General features: G+C 69.7%; 20 protein-coding genes and 2 pseudogenes. 10 read left to right on the top strand and 12 right to left on the bottom strand.

What is annotated here, in order from left to right; translation table 11 throughout:
- Positions 1-64: 64 nt before the first annotated feature.
- Positions 65-211 (bottom strand): hypothetical protein, encoded by a 147-nt coding sequence (locus IE94_RS41000; protein WP_245235232.1) that lies wholly within the window; start codon positions 209-211, stop codon positions 65-67.
- Between the two features lie 404 nt (positions 212-615).
- On the opposite strand from IE94_RS41000, the gene IE94_RS0113145 reads away from it, so the two are divergent.
- A complete protein-coding gene (locus tag IE94_RS0113145) occupies positions 616-1416 on the top strand; it encodes an SDR family NAD(P)-dependent oxidoreductase (protein WP_030182821.1) in 801 nt (266 codons plus the stop codon).
- Between the two features lie 41 nt (positions 1417-1457).
- On the opposite strand, the gene IE94_RS0113140 is transcribed toward IE94_RS0113145, so the two are convergent.
- The 3 genes from IE94_RS0113140 to IE94_RS0113130 all read right to left on the bottom strand — a co-directional run bounded on the left by IE94_RS0113140 (position 1458) and on the right by IE94_RS0113130 (position 4140).
- The gene (locus IE94_RS0113140) at positions 1458-2096 is read right to left on the bottom strand and encodes a TetR/AcrR family transcriptional regulator (protein ID WP_245235231.1); all 639 of its coding nucleotides are present in this window, start codon (positions 2094-2096) and stop codon (positions 1458-1460) included.
- Between the two features lie 223 nt (positions 2097-2319).
- Positions 2320-3519, bottom strand: a complete 1200-nt coding sequence (locus IE94_RS0113135) for a right-handed parallel beta-helix repeat-containing protein (RefSeq protein ID WP_030182816.1) — start codon at positions 3517-3519, stop codon at positions 2320-2322.
- A 243-nt stretch (positions 3520-3762) separates the two neighbouring features.
- Positions 3763-4140, bottom strand: coding sequence for an alpha/beta hydrolase family protein (locus IE94_RS0113130; protein WP_245235239.1), 378 nt, complete (start codon positions 4138-4140; stop codon positions 3763-3765).
- A 48-nt stretch (positions 4141-4188) separates the two neighbouring features.
- Here IE94_RS0113130 and IE94_RS35490 point away from each other — a divergent pair.
- Positions 4189-4563 (top strand): annotated as a pseudogene (locus IE94_RS35490) (MmyB family transcriptional regulator); the annotation flags it as partial.
- A gap of 34 nt (positions 4564-4597) precedes the next feature.
- Here IE94_RS35490 and IE94_RS0113120 read toward each other — a convergent pair.
- Entirely contained in the window at positions 4598-5161 is a 564-nt protein-coding gene (locus tag IE94_RS0113120) for a TetR/AcrR family transcriptional regulator (protein WP_030182811.1), read from the bottom strand.
- Positions 5162-5311: 150 nt separating this feature from the next.
- On the opposite strand from IE94_RS0113120, the gene IE94_RS0113115 reads away from it, so the two are divergent.
- The 3 genes and pseudogenes from IE94_RS0113115 to IE94_RS37965 form a co-directional block, all read left to right on the top strand.
- Positions 5312-6781: a DHA2 family efflux MFS transporter permease subunit gene (locus tag IE94_RS0113115; protein WP_030182809.1), complete on the top strand. Its 1470-nt coding sequence runs from the start codon at positions 5312-5314 to the stop codon at positions 6779-6781.
- A gap of 116 nt (positions 6782-6897) precedes the next feature.
- Entirely contained in the window at positions 6898-7569 is a 672-nt protein-coding gene (locus tag IE94_RS0113110) for a CatB-related O-acetyltransferase (RefSeq protein WP_030182807.1), read from the top strand.
- A 40-nt stretch (positions 7570-7609) separates the two neighbouring features.
- Positions 7610-8020, top strand: a pseudogene (locus tag IE94_RS37965) (alpha/beta hydrolase); the annotation flags it as partial.
- On the opposite strand, the gene IE94_RS0113100 reads toward IE94_RS37965, so the two are convergent.
- Positions 7984-8601 carry a TetR/AcrR family transcriptional regulator gene (locus IE94_RS0113100; RefSeq protein WP_051777471.1) on the bottom strand — a complete coding sequence of 206 codons (618 nt, stop codon included), beginning with the start codon at positions 8599-8601 and terminating at the stop codon, positions 7984-7986. The pseudogene IE94_RS37965 and the gene IE94_RS0113100 sit on opposite strands and share 37 nt — an antisense overlap.
- A gap of 120 nt (positions 8602-8721) precedes the next feature.
- Between IE94_RS0113100 and IE94_RS0113095 the strand changes: the two genes are divergently transcribed.
- On the top strand, positions 8722-9735 hold the full coding sequence (locus tag IE94_RS0113095) for an NADP-dependent oxidoreductase (RefSeq protein ID WP_030182800.1): 1014 nt from the start codon (positions 8722-8724) through the stop codon (positions 9733-9735).
- A gap of 59 nt (positions 9736-9794) precedes the next feature.
- On the opposite strand, the gene IE94_RS40995 is transcribed toward IE94_RS0113095, so the two are convergent.
- Positions 9795-10421 carry a LysR substrate-binding domain-containing protein gene (locus IE94_RS40995; RefSeq protein ID WP_280922697.1) on the bottom strand — a complete coding sequence of 209 codons (627 nt, stop codon included), beginning with the start codon at positions 10419-10421 and terminating at the stop codon, positions 9795-9797.
- Between IE94_RS40995 and IE94_RS0113085 the strand changes: the two genes are divergently transcribed.
- Positions 10420-11541: an FAD-dependent oxidoreductase gene (locus tag IE94_RS0113085; protein WP_030182795.1), complete on the top strand. Its 1122-nt coding sequence runs from the start codon at positions 10420-10422 to the stop codon at positions 11539-11541. The genes IE94_RS40995 and IE94_RS0113085 overlap by 2 nt on opposite strands.
- A gap of 100 nt (positions 11542-11641) precedes the next feature.
- Here IE94_RS0113085 and IE94_RS0113080 read toward each other — a convergent pair whose 3' ends face one another.
- The gene (locus IE94_RS0113080; RefSeq protein WP_030182792.1) at positions 11642-12052 is read right to left on the bottom strand and encodes a RidA family protein; all 411 of its coding nucleotides are present in this window, start codon (positions 12050-12052) and stop codon (positions 11642-11644) included.
- Positions 12053-12139: 87 nt separating this feature from the next.
- Here IE94_RS0113080 and IE94_RS0113075 point away from each other — a divergent pair, with 87 nt between their 5' ends.
- A complete protein-coding gene (locus IE94_RS0113075; RefSeq protein WP_051777469.1) occupies positions 12140-12556 on the top strand; it encodes a winged helix-turn-helix transcriptional regulator in 417 nt (138 codons plus the stop codon).
- Positions 12557-12625: 69 nt separating this feature from the next.
- The gene (locus tag IE94_RS39895) at positions 12626-12943 is read left to right on the top strand and encodes a hypothetical protein (RefSeq protein ID WP_157849347.1); all 318 of its coding nucleotides are present in this window, start codon (positions 12626-12628) and stop codon (positions 12941-12943) included.
- Between the two features lie 72 nt (positions 12944-13015).
- Here IE94_RS39895 and IE94_RS0113065 read toward each other — a convergent pair whose 3' ends face one another.
- The 4 genes from IE94_RS0113065 to IE94_RS0113045 form a co-directional block, all read right to left on the bottom strand.
- Positions 13016-13462 (bottom strand): DUF5707 domain-containing protein, encoded by a 447-nt coding sequence (locus tag IE94_RS0113065; RefSeq protein WP_030182789.1) that lies wholly within the window; start codon positions 13460-13462, stop codon positions 13016-13018.
- Positions 13463-14587: 1125 nt separating this feature from the next.
- Positions 14588-15064: a DUF2637 domain-containing protein gene (locus tag IE94_RS35480; RefSeq protein WP_245235237.1), complete on the bottom strand. Its 477-nt coding sequence runs from the start codon at positions 15062-15064 to the stop codon at positions 14588-14590.
- A gap of 189 nt (positions 15065-15253) precedes the next feature.
- The gene (locus IE94_RS0113050; RefSeq protein ID WP_030182779.1) at positions 15254-15592 is read right to left on the bottom strand and encodes a YciI family protein; all 339 of its coding nucleotides are present in this window, start codon (positions 15590-15592) and stop codon (positions 15254-15256) included.
- 9 nt (positions 15593-15601) lie between these two features.
- The gene (locus tag IE94_RS0113045) at positions 15602-16045 is read right to left on the bottom strand and encodes a VOC family protein (protein ID WP_030182776.1); all 444 of its coding nucleotides are present in this window, start codon (positions 16043-16045) and stop codon (positions 15602-15604) included.
- 144 nt (positions 16046-16189) lie between these two features.
- On the opposite strand from IE94_RS0113045, the gene IE94_RS0113040 reads away from it, so the two are divergent.
- Entirely contained in the window at positions 16190-17149 is a 960-nt protein-coding gene (locus tag IE94_RS0113040; RefSeq protein WP_030182774.1) for a zinc-binding dehydrogenase, read from the top strand.
- The last annotated feature ends 10 nt before the right edge of the window (positions 17150-17159 follow it).

Below are 17159 nucleotides of genomic sequence, written 5' to 3'. Positions count from 1 at the left end.
GAGACCGCCGGGAGAGATGTCCCGTAACCGCAGGTCGTCTCCGACAGGGAACCGCTTGCGACAGTCAGCCGAAGACGAGATCAACGCCCTTGCCCAGGCAGTACTTCATCACGGTGACCAGTTCGCGGGCGTCGTCGACACGTCGCTGGAGAACGAGGTCGCCCTCCTCGGGACCGAGCTGATCGATGATCGCCTCCAGTCTGGGCAACATGGCTGCGCATTGAGCGGCCGTGAGGGATCCGTCAGCGTCTGGGTGGTCGAGCAGCGGTGTCAGTGTGGTGGAGACACTGCTCCACTCGCGGTCTCCACCGAACCCGCGCACCTCACCAAGGGTGAAGCCCTCTGCAACGGCCAGCCACTGCCTGAACATGTGGAAACCGGTGTAGGACCAGGAGACGTCGGGGCTGCCTCACCGGTGGAGTCGGCTCCTCCTCCAACGCCATGGCCCTGCGGTAGAGGTCGGGCACAGCCCCACTGACCGGTTCGGACGCTGGTGAACCGACCGCACCAGGCGGACCGCAACCGGCAGACGCCAAACGTCTACAGCTGTATACTTCTAGGGAGACACACATTCCCGGCCCTCACGGCCGAGAAACCTCCAAGGAAAGAACAGGCATGAACCTCGATCTGACCGGAAAGCGCGCGCTCGTCACCGGCTCCAGCCTCGGACTCGGTGAGGCCACCGCGAAGCTGCTGGCGGCGGAGGGCGCGGCCGTCGTCGTGCACGGCCGCGACAAGGAGCGCACGGAGCGGGTTGCGCGGGAGATCCGCGAGGCCGGTGGCACCGCCTCCATCGTGCTCGGTGACCTGGCCGACGACGCGGCCGCCGCCGAGGTGGCCCGCGCGGCGACCGCTGACGGCCCCGTCGACATCCTCGTGAACAACGCCGGCTTCTACCGCCACCTGTCCTGGGCCGAGGCGACCCCGGGGGAGTGGCAGGACACCTACAACGTCAACGTCGTCTCCGGCGTCCGCATGATCCAGCATCTCGTCCCCGCCATGCGGGAGCGCGGCTGGGGCCGGGTCGTCACCATCGGCGGCGGCCTCGCCTCCCAGCCGATGAACACCCACCCGCAGTACAACGCCACCCTGGCGGCCCGACACAACCTGGCCGTCTCCCTGGCCCGCGACCTGAAGGGCACCGGCGTCACCTCCGACGTGGTCTCCCCCGGCGCCATCCTGGTCGAGGCCACCCAGGAGCTCGTCACCACCATCGGCCCGGCCCGCGGGTGGGGAGAGACCTGGGAGGAGATCCAGCCCAACGCCGTCAACGCCCTGATCCCCAACGACCAGGAGCGGTTCGGTGAGCCGGAGGAGATCGCCGCGGCGGTCGCCTACCTCTGCAGCAACTACGCCCAGTACGTCAGTGGAGCCACCATCCGCGTCGACGGCGGGCTGATCCGTTCCGCCTTCTGATACGGACCCGGGCATCACTCCGCCGGCACCGCGCCTGTGCGCTACCCGGCGGCGCCGTCCGGACCGGTTCCGAGGCCGCCGTCCGGGCCTTCGGCCGCCGAGGCGCCGCCCTCCCGGGTGACCGGGCGGAGCATGTCGGTGAGGATGTCCGCGAGGGGTCCGTCGTCCGCCTCAGCGAGCGCGGTGGTGCCGACGACGCTGCGCAGCAGCCACGTACCGGCCACCAGCGCCAGCCCCAGTTGCGCCCGGACGCCCGCGTCCGGACCTTCGAGCAGCCCGGCGAACCGAGCGCCCACATGGTCCTCGACACCCTGCCGGACGATGTCCCTCGCTTCCGGGTCCGCCGCCGAACGGAGCAGCAGCAGGAACGGATCGAGCTGTTCGGCACCTGCGGATGTGCGCTCGGCCAGCGTGCGGGCGATGGAGTGCGCCAGCCGCGGCGACCCGTCACCGACGACGGTCGGCGGTGCGAAGGCACGGTCGACGGCCCGGGCGAACAGAAGCTCCTTCGAACCGAAGTAGCGGTTGATCATCATCGCCGTGACACCCGCTCGCTCGGCGATCTGCCGCACCCCGGCCCTGGCGTACCCGTGCTCGGTGAACTCCACGACCGCGGCGGCGAGGATCGCCTCGCGCGTCACGGCGCCGTCGCGTCTGCGGGCGGGGGGCGAGGAATTCACGCGCACGAGCATACGGCACTGACCGTACTCACCCACCGGACCGGACAGTCCTCGCCGGGCGCTCAAGCGCCGCCACCTGCTCCTGCTGATGGTCTGCTGGACGGCGTCGGCACCGTGCGGGGCCCTATACGACTGCTTCAGGGCCCCGCATGGTGCTGTCCACGGACCGGAGCGTCAGACTTCGGTGACGTCTGCGCCCTCGGGCGTTTACCCGCTTCAGGTCCTACAACGTCACGGTCTTGCCGCCGAGGGTGACGACGAGCTTGCCGTCGGTGGCGAACGACCAGGCGAGGGCTCCGCTGTAGGAGGAGCAGCGGCTGCCGTTCGCGCCCGTCCAGAACTGGTTGGAGCTGTCCGCGTTCCCGACGGTCTTGTCGTTCGAGCCGGAAACCGAGAACCGGCACGAGGTGTTGGAGCGGAACACCGACGTGCCCTTGTCGAAGGAATAGTTGCGCTCGGCGTTGTCGACGCTCAGGTTGCTGGAGATCGCCATGGTGCCGGGGTTGCTGTTGTACGTGAACCCGTGGTGGCCGTTCTTGAAGGCGATGCTGCGGCGCACGACGTGGTTGACGGCGATGTCGTCGCCGCCGAGCTTGTAGCCGTTGCGGTCACCGCTGGTGTTCACGGTGCCGTCGCTGAGCGTGCCGTCGCTGAGCGTGCCGTTGCCGTACGCCAGCGAGTCCTCGATGGTGACCGGGCCGATCGCTCCGGTGTCGGTCTTGGTGTACAGGTCCCAGCCGTCGTCGATGTTGTGGTGGGAGACCGCGTAGCGGAAGACGTTGCCCGTGCCTGTGGTGAGCTTGGCGGCGAACCCGTCCGCGTCCTCGCCGTCGGAGTCGGCGTTGTCGTGCGACTCGGCGCTCACGATCAGGTTGTTCGCCGGCCACTGGCTCGCGGGTGTGCTGGAGGAGATCCGCCCGAGTTGCAGGCCGGTGTCATGGTTGAAGCGCGTGACGGTGCGCTCGATGATGTTGTTGCTGCCGCCGACGTAGATGCCGTTGTCCCCGGCGTGCTCGACGACGATGCCCTTGACGTGCCAGTACGAGCCGTTCACCTGCAGCCCGCGGTTTGTCGAACTCTCGCTCTGCGCCGAGAAGTCGAGCACCGGCTTCTCGCTCGCGTAGGCGGTGATCGTGGTCCGCGCGGAGGAGGTGCCGTTCTGCCCCTGGGGCACGGTGACGGTCTGGCTGTACGCGTACGTTCCGCCGCGCAGGTAGATCGTGCCGCCCGCGGCGACGCGACTGACCGCCGAGGCCAGCGTCGTCGGGTCGGCCAGGGTGCCGGCGGCGCCCGCCGTCCCGGACGGCGCGACGTACACGGTCGTCGCGGCCTGCGCCGCGGCCTGTGCGGTAGTGCCGGTGGCCACCGCGGCCAGAGTGCCGGCGAGCAGGCTGAAGGAGGCGACGAGAGGTCTCAGTTCCATCGTTCGAACTCCAAATGTGGGGGATGACTGGGTACGAACAGGGGCTTTCTCGTGAGTGGGGCGCGACAAACGACGGCAGAAAACGCTCTCTATCGGGGGACCGTAGAGGGGGCGGCAAGCACGAGTCAAGAGTCATGTATATGTTTCCAGGTCATTCATGTGAACCTTTGCCGAAGACTGACGGTCGGCAACGGGCCCCTCCACCCCCACACGACTCCTGCTGGGCGGGGAGGGCGGATGGACTCACCCGGACAAGCAGGTGCCGAAGAACTCGGTGAGCTTGGCGACGGCGGGGGTGACGTAGGCGTCCCTGTCGTACAGGTCGATGGCACCGTCGATCACGGCCAGTTCCTTGGGCTCGGCCGCCCGGTCGATCGCCTCCCTGCTGAAGTAGGCGCTCTCCGCCTCCGAGCCGACGATCATGAGCAGGGGGCGGGGCGAGACGAGCCGGATCATCGCGTACGAGTCGTACTGGGCCAGCTGGTCGACGCTGCGCAGCACCCACTCCTGGACGGCACGGGGGTGACAGCCGCGCGGGGTGCGGTAGAAGTCGAACATCTCCCGGAACTGCCGGGTGGCCGTCTCCAGCAGTTCCTCTGCGTTGTCCGGGATCCATGGCACCGAGCAGCAGCGAGGCCCACCACAGCGCACTGGGCGCCTTCCTCAAGGCGCGCCGCACAGAGCAACTGGGAGTGGGTGGCACAGACGACCTTGGCGCAGCTGCGCATGGAAGCCGTCCGTGATCCGAACGACCCTCGGCTGACCGAGCTGGTGGGTGAACTGTCGCTGCGGGACCCCGACTTCAGGCGCTGATAGGGTGCCCACCGGGTCGCCGTCCAGCGCTCGGGTACGAAGGCGCTGAACCATCCGGTGGTCGGCCCGCTCACCCTCGACTGGTCCTTCCTCACCTCCACCGACGACCCGGACCAGCAACTCGTCACCCTGACCGCCGAGCCCGGCACGCCCAGTCACGCACGTCTGCGCATCCTGGCCTCATGGGCCGCGCAAGCCGCCGACGACCCTGTGGCCGGACGAGCGGAGTGATCAGGAACCTGCGGCGGCGGTACGGCGGTCGGGGTCACAGCAGCCGGTCGACCAGTCCGTCGATGTAGTCCGGGGTGAGCGGGACCATGCCGAACAGGACGCGGATGTACATCGGGGCCAGGATGTGGTCCAGCACGTCGAGTGCGTCAGGTGCCTTCTCGCCGCGTTGGCGAGCGCGGTCGAGCATGGACTCCAACTGGCGGGTGCGTTCGGCCCGGAGGTCGGCACCAGCCTGCACGCCGTGCTGACCGCTGCCCGCCAGGGCCACGGCCAGGTGCAGCACCGCAGGGCCGTCGGGTCCGGTGATCTCGCGGGCCACCTGGGCCGCGTAGGTGCGCAGGTCGCCGTCGAGGCTCCCGGTGTCGGGCATCGGCGACTGGGCGTTGAGGCGGGTGAGCGCCACGTCGGTGAGCAGGGTTTCCAGGCTTCCCCACCTGCGATAGATGCTGCTGTCGGCCACTCCGGCGCGAGTGGCGATGTCGCCGACGGTGAAGTTGCCGTAGCCGCGTTCGCCGATCAGGTCGGTGACGGCCTGGTGTACCTGCGCGGCAACTCGGGCGCTGCGCCCGCCGGGCCGCCTGGCTCGCTGTTCGTTCATGATCCCATCTTAACGCAGTGGCTGGTTGCGTTTGTGAGGCGCACCGACGTACAGTCCATTAACGCAGTCGCGGACGGCTTTAGCGCGCTCTGCTGTATCGCCACCCGCGTCGGCCCCGACCGGGTACACCTGTCGATCGAGGGGAACCCCATGACTGCATCGCATGCGACCGCAAGCAGTCGATCAAGTCGGACCGTGCTGCTGACGGTGACCTGCCTGGGCCAGTTCATGGTCCTGCTCGACAACACGATCGTCGGCGCGGCACTACCCGACATGCAGCACCGGCTGCACACGGAATTGACCGGTCTGCAATGGATCGTCGACGCGTACGTACTGCTGGTCGCCATGCTGTTGTTGACCGGGGGTGTCTTCGCCGACCGGTTCGGCCGCAAGCGCGTGTACCTGACCGGTGTGGCGGTGTTCACCGCCGCGTCGGTGGTGTGCAGCCTCGCGCCCTCGGTCGGCTGGCTGGTCGCCGGCCGGGTACTGCAGGGCGTCGGCGCCGCGGCGCTCGCCCCCGCCTCACTCGCCCTGCTCGCCGCCGCCCATCCCCTGCCGCAGGAACGCGTCAAGGCGATCGGGCTGTGGGCCGGACTCAGCGGAATCGGTCTGGCCGCGGGCCCCGCGGCCGGCGGCGTGCTGACGGACGCCTTCGGGTGGCCCGCCATCTTCCTGGTCAATCTGCCCATCGGAGCGGTTCTGCTGCTGGTCGGCCTGCGCCACCTCGCCGAGTCCCGCAATCCGAACGCCCCCGCCCTCGACGTCCCCGGCACGGTGCTGTCCGTCCTGGCGGTGGGAGCCCTGACCTACGGTCTGATCGAGGGGGGCGTCCGCGGCTGGACCTCACCGCTCATCCTGGGAAGCTTCGGCGCCGCGGTGATCCTCTTCGCCGTGTTCGTGGCCGTCGAAGGGCGTCGTTCCGCTCCGATGCTGCCGCTGCGGCTGTTCCGGCAGCGCCTGTTCACCGTGTCCAACACCGCCATGACGGTGGTGGGGTTCGCGCTCATGGGCTCGTCGTTCTTCTTCTCCCAGTTCTTCGTGTACGTCCAGGGCAGCTCGATCCTGCGTGCCGGCCTGCAGACCCTGCCGGTCTCCCTCGCCATGGTGATCGTCAGCCCGTACGCGGGCCGACTGGCCGCCCGTTACGGTTTCCGCGTCGTGGTCACCACCGGCCTGGCCCTGGCCGGCCTGGGTCTCCTCGCGCTCGGCACGGTGCACGCCGACACCGGTTACGGGAACGTGTGGTGGCGCCTCGCACTGGCCGGCACCGGCTTCGCCCTCGCCATGTCCCCGCTGACCGGCGCCGCCATCCAAGCGGTCGGGTCGCAGGAGGGCGGCCTCGCATCCGGCATCAGCAGCACCACCCGCCAGATCGGCGCGGTGCTCGGCGTGGCCGTACTCGGAGCCGTCGTGCGCACCCGGCAGGCCGGTGGCGCGTCCTTCGAGACCGGTCTCGGCAGCGCCTTCGTCACGGCGGGCGCGGTCACTTTGGCGAGCGCCGTGTTCACCGGACTGTGGTTGGTGAAGTCCCATCCCACGGCAGGTTCCGCGGCACCGCGCCGTGCCATCTCGCCGGACGCGGTCGCTGCCTCGAACACGGCGCCCTTGAACGGCCGTTGACCGTCACGGCCGCCCGCCCTGGCCGGGAGAGGTGCCAGGTCGCATCCGCACCTGGTCCGGTCGCGGCCCACCAGGACGCCGCGCGACATCCCACCCCTACGCAAAGGACTCCAGCCTTGTCTCCTGACCCGACCACCGTGCACCCGCTGCCCGCCCACGACCGCGTGGTGTTCCTCAACCCACTGGTCACCTCCCCGAACATCGAAGTGGGCGAGTACACCTACTACGACGACCCGGACGGCGCCACGGACTTCGAGCACCGCAACGTCCTCTACGCCTACGGGCCGGAGCGCCTGATCATCGGCAGGTACTGCGCGATCGCCTCGGGAACCACGTTCCTGATGGCCGGCGCCGAACATCCGTCGATGGGCGTCTCGACGTACCCGTTCACCATGTTCGGCGGCCGGTGGGCCGAGCAGACCCTCGACATCGTCACCGCGATGCCCAGCCGCGGCGACACGGTCGTCGGCAACGACGTGTGGTTCGGCTACCGGTCGACGGTCATGCCCGGCGTGCGGATCGGTGACGGTGCCATCATCGCGCCAGGCGCCCAGGTGACCGCAGACGTCCCGCCGTACACGATCGTCGGCGGCAACCCGGCCAGACCGATCCGGCAGCGCTTCGACGACGCCGACATCGAGCGGCTCCAGCGCGCCGCCTGGTGGGACTGGCCCGCCGACCTGATCACCGAGCACACCCGCACGATCATGGCCGGCAGCCCGGCCGACATCGAGCGGCCGGCTGTCGAGCAGGTCCAGCGGTACGCCCATCGACGGCGCCCTTCCTAACCCGTAAATCGATTGACGAGTCAGCGAGGCCGTCCCCGCCGCCCCTCTCGCGGGCGAGTTCGCCTACACCTTCGACGCCCTCGCCGACCTCACTTCCCCGCTGCTCGACCAACTGGGCCTGGACCGATACGCGCTCGACGAGTCGCTCTGGACCGACGTCCGGGCGTACGGGGCGGACCCCGGCGCCGACACCGAACCGGCCGTCCGCTCAGCGCTGACTCCCGACGCCATCCGCTGGCGATACGTGCGCGGCGTGCCCGACCCGAGCCTGGTCAGCCCGGACACCTGGGAGCACGACTTCGCCCTCGTCTCCCGTGAGGGCAACGACGAGATCCAGCTGGCACTGTTCCGCGACTACCGGAACCACCGCCCGCTCTACCCGCTCCTGCACGAATTCCTGGACGTCGTCGCGGGTTACCTCCGCGGCTTCCTCGGGCGCGTGCTGGGCTGAGCGGGTTTCTCGGCACCCCGCCCCCCGCGGTCACCCGCGTCCACCAGGACCGCGTCGGCGAGAACGGCGAACAGGCGGTCGGCGCGGGGAGCGAGCGCCGGTTGGTCACCGGCCCAGGCGAGCATGGCTATCAGTGCGAACAGGTCGTCGCCGTCGATGTCGTCACGCGCCCTGCCCTCGGCCTGCGCCCGGGCGAGGAGGCGGCCCCCGGCCGCGCGCAGAGTGGTGCACGAGACGTGCAGTGCGGACTCGGGGTCCTCGATGGCGGCCGCCATCAGCACCGTCACGCCCCGGTACTCGGTGGTCCAGGCGACACACTCGCGGACCCACGCGACAAGGGCCCCTTCGACCGCCTGCGACGCCTCGAGCTCGGCGGCCCTCGCCGTCAGCTCGTGGAAGCTCGTGTGAAGCAGCGCCTCCAGCAGTGCCTCGCGCGTCGGGAAGTGCCGCAGAAGCGTCGCGAGTCCGACGTCCGCCCGGCGCGCGATGTCGCGCATCGACACGTCGACGCCCTGCTCACTGATGACGTCGCCTGCGACGGCGAGCAGGTGGTCGCGGTTTCTCCTGGCGTCGGCCCGCATGGGTCCCTCACTTGCCGCTTGACGATCCGGTTCGCTGATCCATATATTCGGATCAGTGAACCGGTTATATGGATCGCTGATCCGAATCAGCGTACCCGCACCGCGGACATAGGGAGAACCATGTCGGACCTCACGATGAAGGCCATCCGGCTGCACGCATTCGGCGGCCCCGGAGTACTGCGCCACGAAGAGGCGGAGATACCCGCACCGGCGCCGGGCGAGGTGCTCGTCCGCGTGCGCGCGGCCGGCCTCAACCCGCCCGACTGGTACGTACGCGAGGGCATGCCCGGCATCCCTGACGAGTTCAGGCCCCCGTTCGACCTGCCGCTGATTCCGGGGACGGACATCTCGGGCACCGTGGAAGCCGTCGCCGACGACGTCCACGGCTTCACCGCCGGGGACGAGGTGACCGGCATGCTGCGTTTCCCCGTTCTGATGCAGAGCGGTGCGTACGCCGAGTACGTCACCGCTCCGGCATCCGATCTCGCCCACAAGCCGGCCGCGATCGACCACACGCACGCCGCCGGACTGCCCATGTCGGGGCTCACGGCGTGGCAGTACCTGATCGATGTGGGACACGACCACCCCTCCCCCTTCCAGGACGCCAGGCACCGTCCCCCGGCGCTGAACGGCGACACCACCGTGCTCGTCAACGGCGCAGCCGGTGGCGTGGGCCACCTCGCCGTGCAACTGGCGAAGTGGAAGGGGGCCCGCGTGATCGCCGTGGCATCCGGACGCCACGAGAGGTTCTTGCGCGATCTCGGCGCCGACGAGTTCATCGACTACACCAAGCAGCGCCCCGAGGACCTCGTCCGCGGTGTCGATGTCGTCCTGGACGCCGTCGGAGGCCCCACCAGCCGGCGCTTCCTGTCCACCCTCAAGCGCGGCGGCGCCCTTCACCCGGTGTACTTCGGGGAGTTCGACGACGAGGAGAACGCGAAGCTGGACATCACCGTGACCGGCACACAGGTCCGCGCGAACGGCACCCAGCTCGCCGAACTGGGGCACCTGCTCGGCACGGGCGCCATCCGCGTCGCGATCGACAGCACGTTCCCGCTCGCGGACGCCCAGGCCGCACACGCACGCGCCGCCCAGGGGCACATCCAGGGCAAGATCGTCCTGACGGTCCCGTAAGCACCGCTGCCCGGCCACACCGCGTCGATGCCTGGCGGGCAGGTCGGAGGAAGGCACGTCTAGGTACGGAACAGGGCCCGGAGGGTCTGTATCGCCGTGTCGCGCAGCCAGGTGTGGGCGGGGTCGTTGTCGTGGCGATGGTGCCAGAGCAGGTGGAGGGTCACGGGGGGCAGTTCGAGCGGGAGTTGGAGTGTGGTGAGGCCCAACTGGTGACGGCTGGAGCGGGTGGTCGCGTCGGGAAGGGTGACCACGAGGTCGGTGTCGTGCGCGAGTTGCAGTGCGGGGGCCGTGGTCGGGGCGGAGGCGATGACGCGGCGCTCGTGGCCAAGGGCGGTCAGGGCGTCGTCGATCCGGTCGTGCAGGCTGCCGCGCCGGGAGACGGTGACGTGCTCGGCCGCCGTGTAGCTCTCCACGGTCACGGGCTGTTCGGTGAGCGGGTGGCCCGACCGGACGGCGAGGACGAGCCGGTCTGTACAAGCAGGGAGGATGCAGTTGTTGTTAACGGTGTGGGCTTCCCGCCGGCTGCCGTCCCCGGACGTCGGGCTATAGTCACCGGGTCGCGAAAAACGATGGCCCGCGGGTCCACCCACCGGGGCATCGCTCGTACATCGATGCAGATGGTTCTGATCGGTGAGCGTCTCCTGACCATCGCCGACGTGTGTCGGCGCCACAGAGGAGCGCAGCATGCGGAAGACCATCGCCGTCGTCGGAGCGGGGCTGGGCGGCCTGACGCTCGCCCGGGTGCTTCAGACCCACGGCGTCGCCACGACGATCTACGAGGGCGAGGACTCGGCGACGACCCGCACGCAGGGTGGCCTGCTCGACATCCACGAAGAGACCGGACAGGTCGCGATGCGCACGGCCGGTCTGTACGACGAGTTCCTCGCTCTGGTCCGTCCGGGCGAGGACGCCAAGCGCGTGGTCGACCGCCACGGCAGGTTCCTCTTCGACAGGCCCGCGGACCCCGGTTCGGGCCGTCCGGAGGTGGATCGTGGCGAACTGCGACGCCTGCTCATCGACTCACTGGCGTCCAGGACGATCAGGTGGGGCCACAAACTCACCTCGGTCCGGCACCGTGAGGGGGGCGGCTACGACCTCACCTTCGACACCGGTTCCACCGCGCGCGCCGACATCGTCGTCGGCGCGGACGGCGCCTGGTCGAGGGTGCGACCGCTGCTCACCCCCGCCACGCCTTCCTACAGCGGGACCTGCTTCGTCGAGATCGCCCTCGCCCCGGGCGGCCGGGACCATCGGGCGAGTGTGGCCGCGATCGGCAGCGGCACGCTGATGGCCGTCGCGCCGGGCCGGGGCATCATCGCCCATCGCGACGCAGACGGGCGTGTGCGTGGATACGTGGCACTCAACAAGCCCGAGGCGTGGATGAGGTCGATCGACTTCGGCGACCCGTCCGCGGGCCTGCGCCAGGTCGCCGACGAGTTCGACGGCTGGTCCCCGCTGCTCACCGCCTTCGTCACCGCGAGCGAGGCGACACCGCGGCTCCGGCCCATCCACGCCCTTCCCGTCGGGCTCACCTGGGACCGGGTACCCGGCGTGACGCTCGTCGGCGACGCCGCGCATCTGATGTCGCCCTTCGCCGGCGAGGGCGCGAACCTCGCCATGTACGACGGCGCCGCCCTGGCCGGCGAGTTGGCCGAGCAACCCGACGCCGAGGCCGCGCTCACCGCCTACGAAGAGCGGCTGTTCCCGCGCGGGACCGACGCGGCCGACCGCTCGGCGCGGAACCTGGAGGTCTTCTTCGGCCGAGGGGCGCCGCAGAGCGTGGTCACTCTGTTCGACCGCTCCTGATCCCTCGGTCCGGCTTCGTGATCCTCGCGGCCAATCGGGCGGGATCCTGGAGCGCCGCCGTACTTGCGTCGTTCGCGGGGTCCGGTCCGGGACGCGCTCGTCAGTCAAGAAGGGCGGTCGCCTCGACCTCGACGAGGACGTCCGGCTCGAAGAGGTACTCGACGCCTATGAGGGAGGCCGGGGGCATGGGGAGACGGAGCCCGATCTCGTCGGCGACGGATTCGACGCCCGCCGTGAAATCGGCGATCTTCTCCGGGCTCCACCCGGTCACGTAGAACGTCAGGCGAAGTACGTCCGCGAGCGAGGCACCCGCGCCCGTCAGGCCGACGGAGGTGTTGCGCAGCGCCTGGGCGACCTGCCCGGTCAGGTCGCCGGGCGCGACCGGTGTCCCGTCGGCCTGGCGTGCGATCTGGCCGCTGACGTGGACGTGCCTGGTTCCGGTGCCCACGGCGACGTGGTGGTACGGGGTCGGCTGCAGCATGCCGGCCGGCGTGAAGTGCTGAACAGTCATGTCTCGCTCCTCTGAAGTGGTCACCCGAGTAGGTATCGGTAAGCTACCTAGTGGCAGAAGGACACTTCAACGAAACCAGGTTTCGCCATGGACACCGCCGACGAGCTCCGCATCGACGCACCGCACCGCGAACTGCTCGACCAGATCCTCGACAAGTGGTCGCTCAGCGTCCTCAACGAGCTCTGTGAACGCCCGTGCCGCTTCAACGAACTGCGCCGGGCCATCCCCCAGGTCACACAGAAGTCGCTCACCGCGACACTGCGGCGGCTCGAACGCAACGGGGTGATCGAGCGCGAGGTCGTCTCCACCCGGCCCGTAGCGGTCCAGTACCGGATCACCCGTCTCGGCAAGACGCTTCGCCACCCCATCGACGTGCTGCTGGCCTGGGCATCGCAGCACATGCCGGCCATCGAGCAAGCACGCGAAGCCTTTGACGCGGCGGAAGACAGCGACCGCCCTCTCGAACCTGGAACGGGCCGGAGCACGGTGGTGGGATCGCCCTGAGCAGCGCGGGTCACCGCAGAGCCGCCGGTGACGGCGGCCGTCCGCTCCCGGCCGTCAACGGCACGGAACGTGGCTCTGACGGAGAGGGAGCCTCAGACCGTCCAGATACTCCGTCTCAAGCCCACGACTCTCCTCGTCCGTGAAGGTCTGGCGGCCCTGCCACCACGGAGCGACCGGCAGAAGCCGGACCAACTCGGGAAGACCGACGGCCACCAGAGCCGCTCCTCCTTTTCACCGCAGAAGAAGAAGGTGCCGCCGGCGCCGTCGCCGGCAAACCCCTCAAGTGCGGGCGAGGAAGTGGGCGGCATCTTCCTCCTCACGGAGGGCAGCGATCAACGACTCCATGTGCCGCACCCTACGGCCCCGTTCTTCAACTGCTCGCAGTGAGTGCCATGTTGAAGCGGACGACACCTATGGACCTCGCGCTCGGTCTCACCGCTCTCGGGGGCCGTACTGCCCTCAGCCGACCGTGAAGGTGGACGTCTTCGGGTCGAGAACCGTGTCGCCGTTCTTCGCCGTGGCAAGGGTGGCGACGTACCAGGTGCCGTTCTCGACCCCGGCGGCGGGCCCGGTGATCCGGTAGGTGCAGCGGGCGGTGTCCTTGCCGGTCGACTCGCAGGTGGCGGACTCCACCTCGGCCATGTCCTTCTCGGTCAGCCCGTTCTTCGCGAAGGTGGCGTTGTCCGCCGGCCAGGCCAGTACCTTGAGGTCCTTCAGGCCCTCGGACGTCGTGACGTCGGTGGTGAAGGTGAGGGAGCCGTCCTGGTTGTGGCCGGGGGGCGTGTAACGCGCGGTGCTGTTCGCCAGGGAGATCGGCCGGTCCTCGTCCTGCGCGAGTGCGAAGGCTCCCGCACCGCCGAGGACGAGCACCGCGGCTGCCGAGGACAGGACGATTCGTCGGGACATGAAAGGTTCCCCCATGATGGTCTCGGGTGTCGGTCGACGCCCGTGCCTGCGTCTCTGCGTCAATGGTCGCGGCGCGGGATGCCCTGGACGTGAGTACGGGTACTCATCCGCGTGCGGTGACAGGACTCAGCCCACGTGGTGTTCGAGGGGCAGCTCGCATGCCCGGCGGTCCCGGCGGTCTCCTGGGACGCGGGGAGATCGGGCCGATCCGGACTCGTCAGGACGGAAACGGTGACGAGGGTGCTCAGCGCGAGCACCGCGCCGGCGACCGTGCGGATGATGAGTTGGACCCGGCGCTCGCTCTCGCCACGTACCGCGGTTGCCGTGGGCAGGGTCGCGGTCGATCGCGTCGTCACGAGTGCTCTGATCCTCGGAGGCAGTGATTCGGGGACACCGACTCCAGGGAGCTGCCGGGCGAGGTGGGCCCGGGCGTGGAGCAGCCTGTTCAGGGTGGCGGTACGGGAGGCCTCGAGTTCCGCTGCCGCCTGTTGGGCGGTCAACTGCAGGCCGTCACAGAGCAGGAGGGTTCGCCGGTGCTGCGGACTCAGGCGAAGGAGCGCGCTGGACACCGGATCGCCGGGAGCGGGCGGCTGTCGTTCGAAGGCCGTCCGAAAACGATGCCACGGTGAGAGAGCGTATTCATGGGCGCACGCTCGCACCCAGCTCACCGGGTCCGGGGTGACGGCGACCTCCGGCCAGCATTCCCAGGCTCGGCAGAAGGCATACTCGACGGATTCGAAGGCTCGCCCTCGATGCCCGGTCAGCAGGTGCGTCTGGTGGACCAGATCAGGCGCCGCGTGCACGTACAGCGCGTCGAAAGCCGCCTCGGGCGTCGACGCGGCGCGAAACGCCTCCGCTGGTGAGCGCGGGACGACGTCGGGCTCAACCGACTGGCCCTCTCCGGCGCCCTCGGCGAAGGCTTGGGCCGGCCACCGGACCGGCCGATCCGCCGGATACGGCGGAGGTTCGTTCGAGTGCTCTGACCTACGGATGCGCTCTTCTCCGGATCTCTCAAGGGGGTTTCCCACCACGGACGTTCACGTGCGCAACGGCATCCGGCGGGTGCCGTGCACCTGCCGCCGGGGGGTGATGTCCCGAGGACGTCACCCCCCCGGCGCTTCGGGTTCAGGGACGGGTGCCGGCAGGTCGGCCCCGGTTGGGGACGGTGTTCTGGACGCGGGGGCGCGAGGGACGCGGGTGGGGTGGTGGTGCTTGCCCGCTCGCGCTGGACGCCGTGCGGCCGTCTGGAGGCTGACGATGCCGGGGCACTGCCCTGCGAGGTGGCCGGCTCAGGGTGATCTGCCGGACGACCTGCTGGAAGCAGATCAGCGACGCCAGTCCCGGCAGGGCTGCCGACGACGTGTCCGCCAGCGTCCTCGGCGCCTGTAGGACGCACAGGAGCATCGCCAGGGCCGAGAACAGGACGACCACCGCCCATGAGTGCACGGCGCGGCGTTGGTGGAGGGCCGCCCTCAGTACGGCCAGTGAGGCCACCAGCCAGGGGCCGTAGACGAGCAGCGGCCACCACGACATCACACCGCCGGACGCGCTGGCGGAAGCGGTCAGGCGCAGGGGCTCGTAGGCCGCCATGCCGCTGAACATACTCACGGAGGAGGCGATGAGGTGCTCTCCCCGTCCCCCGACGGCCGGACATCCCCGCCCCGTGTTTTGCTGATCATGCCAGGAGTAACGGTTCTCCAGGCGGTTGGATGTGGGGCAATCGGGTGAACGACGCGGCCGGCTCCACCGGCCGCCGTGCCCCTCGGTGGGCCCGCCGCCGGCTGCGATCGTTCAGGCGGGGAGGGCGTCTCCGGGGAAGCCGTGGCAGGGGTGGACCTCGAAGCGCATCATCCCGGCTCGCACGCAGGGGTCCCCGGCCATGATCTCCGCGGCTTCCTCGGCCGGCACCGTCATGATCGCGACACCGGCCAAGGTGTCCGAGGCGACCGGGCACAGGACCGCGATCGTCCCCTCGGCACGCAGCGACACCATGCGGCGCTGGTGCTCCAGTTCGATCGCGTCCGCGCCGTCCATGGTGCGCTCCGGGCCCCACTGAAGGAGTGCCACGCTGTAGGGCTTCGCGGTCGCGGCCAGAGCCTGGATCTGTTCGTCGGTCACGGTCGTGCTCATGGTGTCTCCCTACTTCTCGATGCGTTCGGCCAACGACACGATGATTCCTTCGGGCCCGCGGACATAGGCCATCCGCCACATGCCCTCGTACTCGCCGATGCCTCCCACCAGGCCGTAGCCGTCGACGGCGGCACGGTCGACCGCCGCCCGGAGGTCGTGCACCTCGAAGGCGACGTTGCGCACGCCCAGTTCGTTGGCCGGCGCGGCAGGAGATCCCGGGAGGTGGTCCGGACGCGTGAAGCTCGAGAGCTCCAACGTCGTGCCTCCGCCGGGTGGTCGCAGCATGACGATCTCGGTGCGGGCGCCGGTCGTGCCGATCACCGTGTCCAGGAACTCGCCTTCGACGGCCATCCTGCGATCGGCCTCCAGACCGAGGCCGACGAAGAACGCCGTCACCGCGTCGAGGTCGGCCACGGTGATGCCGACGTGGTCGAAGCGCCGGATGAATGTCATCGGATCCCCTTCAAGGTTTCCTTGCGCGACGCTGAGGAAGGTAGCACCTCGACCGGTTTCGGCCAGCTGTGCGCTCGGGACGAACCTGCGCGTGCGTCCCGTCCGTACACCTCACAAGAGACCGTTGATGTGGGGAGCGATCCGATGAAGGCGTACAGGTACGTGTCCCAGGACGAGCCGTTGCGGCTGACCGAGGTACCGGATCCCGTGGCGGAACCGGGCTGGGTGGTGGTGGACGTCGAAGCGGCCGGGCTGTGCCACTCGGACGTGCACGTGCTGGACGGCACCATCAAGCCGTCACGCCGGCCGCCGTTCACGCTGGGACATGAGGTCGCTGGGGTGGTGTCCGCCGTCGGCGACGGAGTGCGGGAGGTCGCGGTGGGTGACCGGGTGGCCGTCGCCATCATCGCCCACCCGCAGGTGCTGGCCCATTACGCGCCGGGCATCGGCATCGACGGTGGCTACGCCGAGCGGCTGACGGCCCACGCCTCCACGCTGGTGCCCGTGCCGGACGAGGTGTCCACCGTGCACGCCGCCGTAGCCACCGACTCGGTCGTCACCGCCTACCACGCCGTGCGCACCGAGGCCGGTGCCCGGCCGGGTGATGTCATCGCCGTGGTGGGCCTCGGCGGGCTCGGCCTGAACGGCGTGCGCAGTGCGGTGCTCGCGGGGGCCACCGTCTACGGGGTGGACATCAACCCCGCGACCTTCTCGGCCGCTCACAGCGCGGGGGCGAAGGCGTGCTTCACCGAGGTCGGTGCGCTGGCCGAGCTGCGGCCGGACGCCGTCGTCGACTTCGTGGGCGTGGGTTCCACGACGTCCGACGCGATCGACGTGGTGCGCCGTCGGGGCCGGGTGGTCCTGGTGGGGCTGGGCTCTACGACCACGTCCTTCACCGGCGGCAACCTGGTGCGCAAGAGTGTGCAGTTGCGCGGCTCGTACGGGGCCGCGAAGGAGGAACTCCACCAGGTGCTCGATTTCATCGGCGAGGAGCGCATCCGTCCCGTCGTCGAGGAGATCGCGTTCGGCGAGCTCAACGAGGGGCTGGAGCGCATCGCCCGCGGAGAGGTACGGGGACGACTGGTCGCCCGGCCGGGACGGTGAGGTCTGCGGC

This window comes from Streptomyces violaceorubidus, from assembly GCF_000717995.1.
In the GTDB taxonomy this organism is placed as follows: domain Bacteria; phylum Actinomycetota; class Actinomycetes; order Streptomycetales; family Streptomycetaceae; genus Streptomyces; species Streptomyces violaceorubidus.
This window is presented reverse-complemented; position numbering and strand designations above follow the sequence as displayed.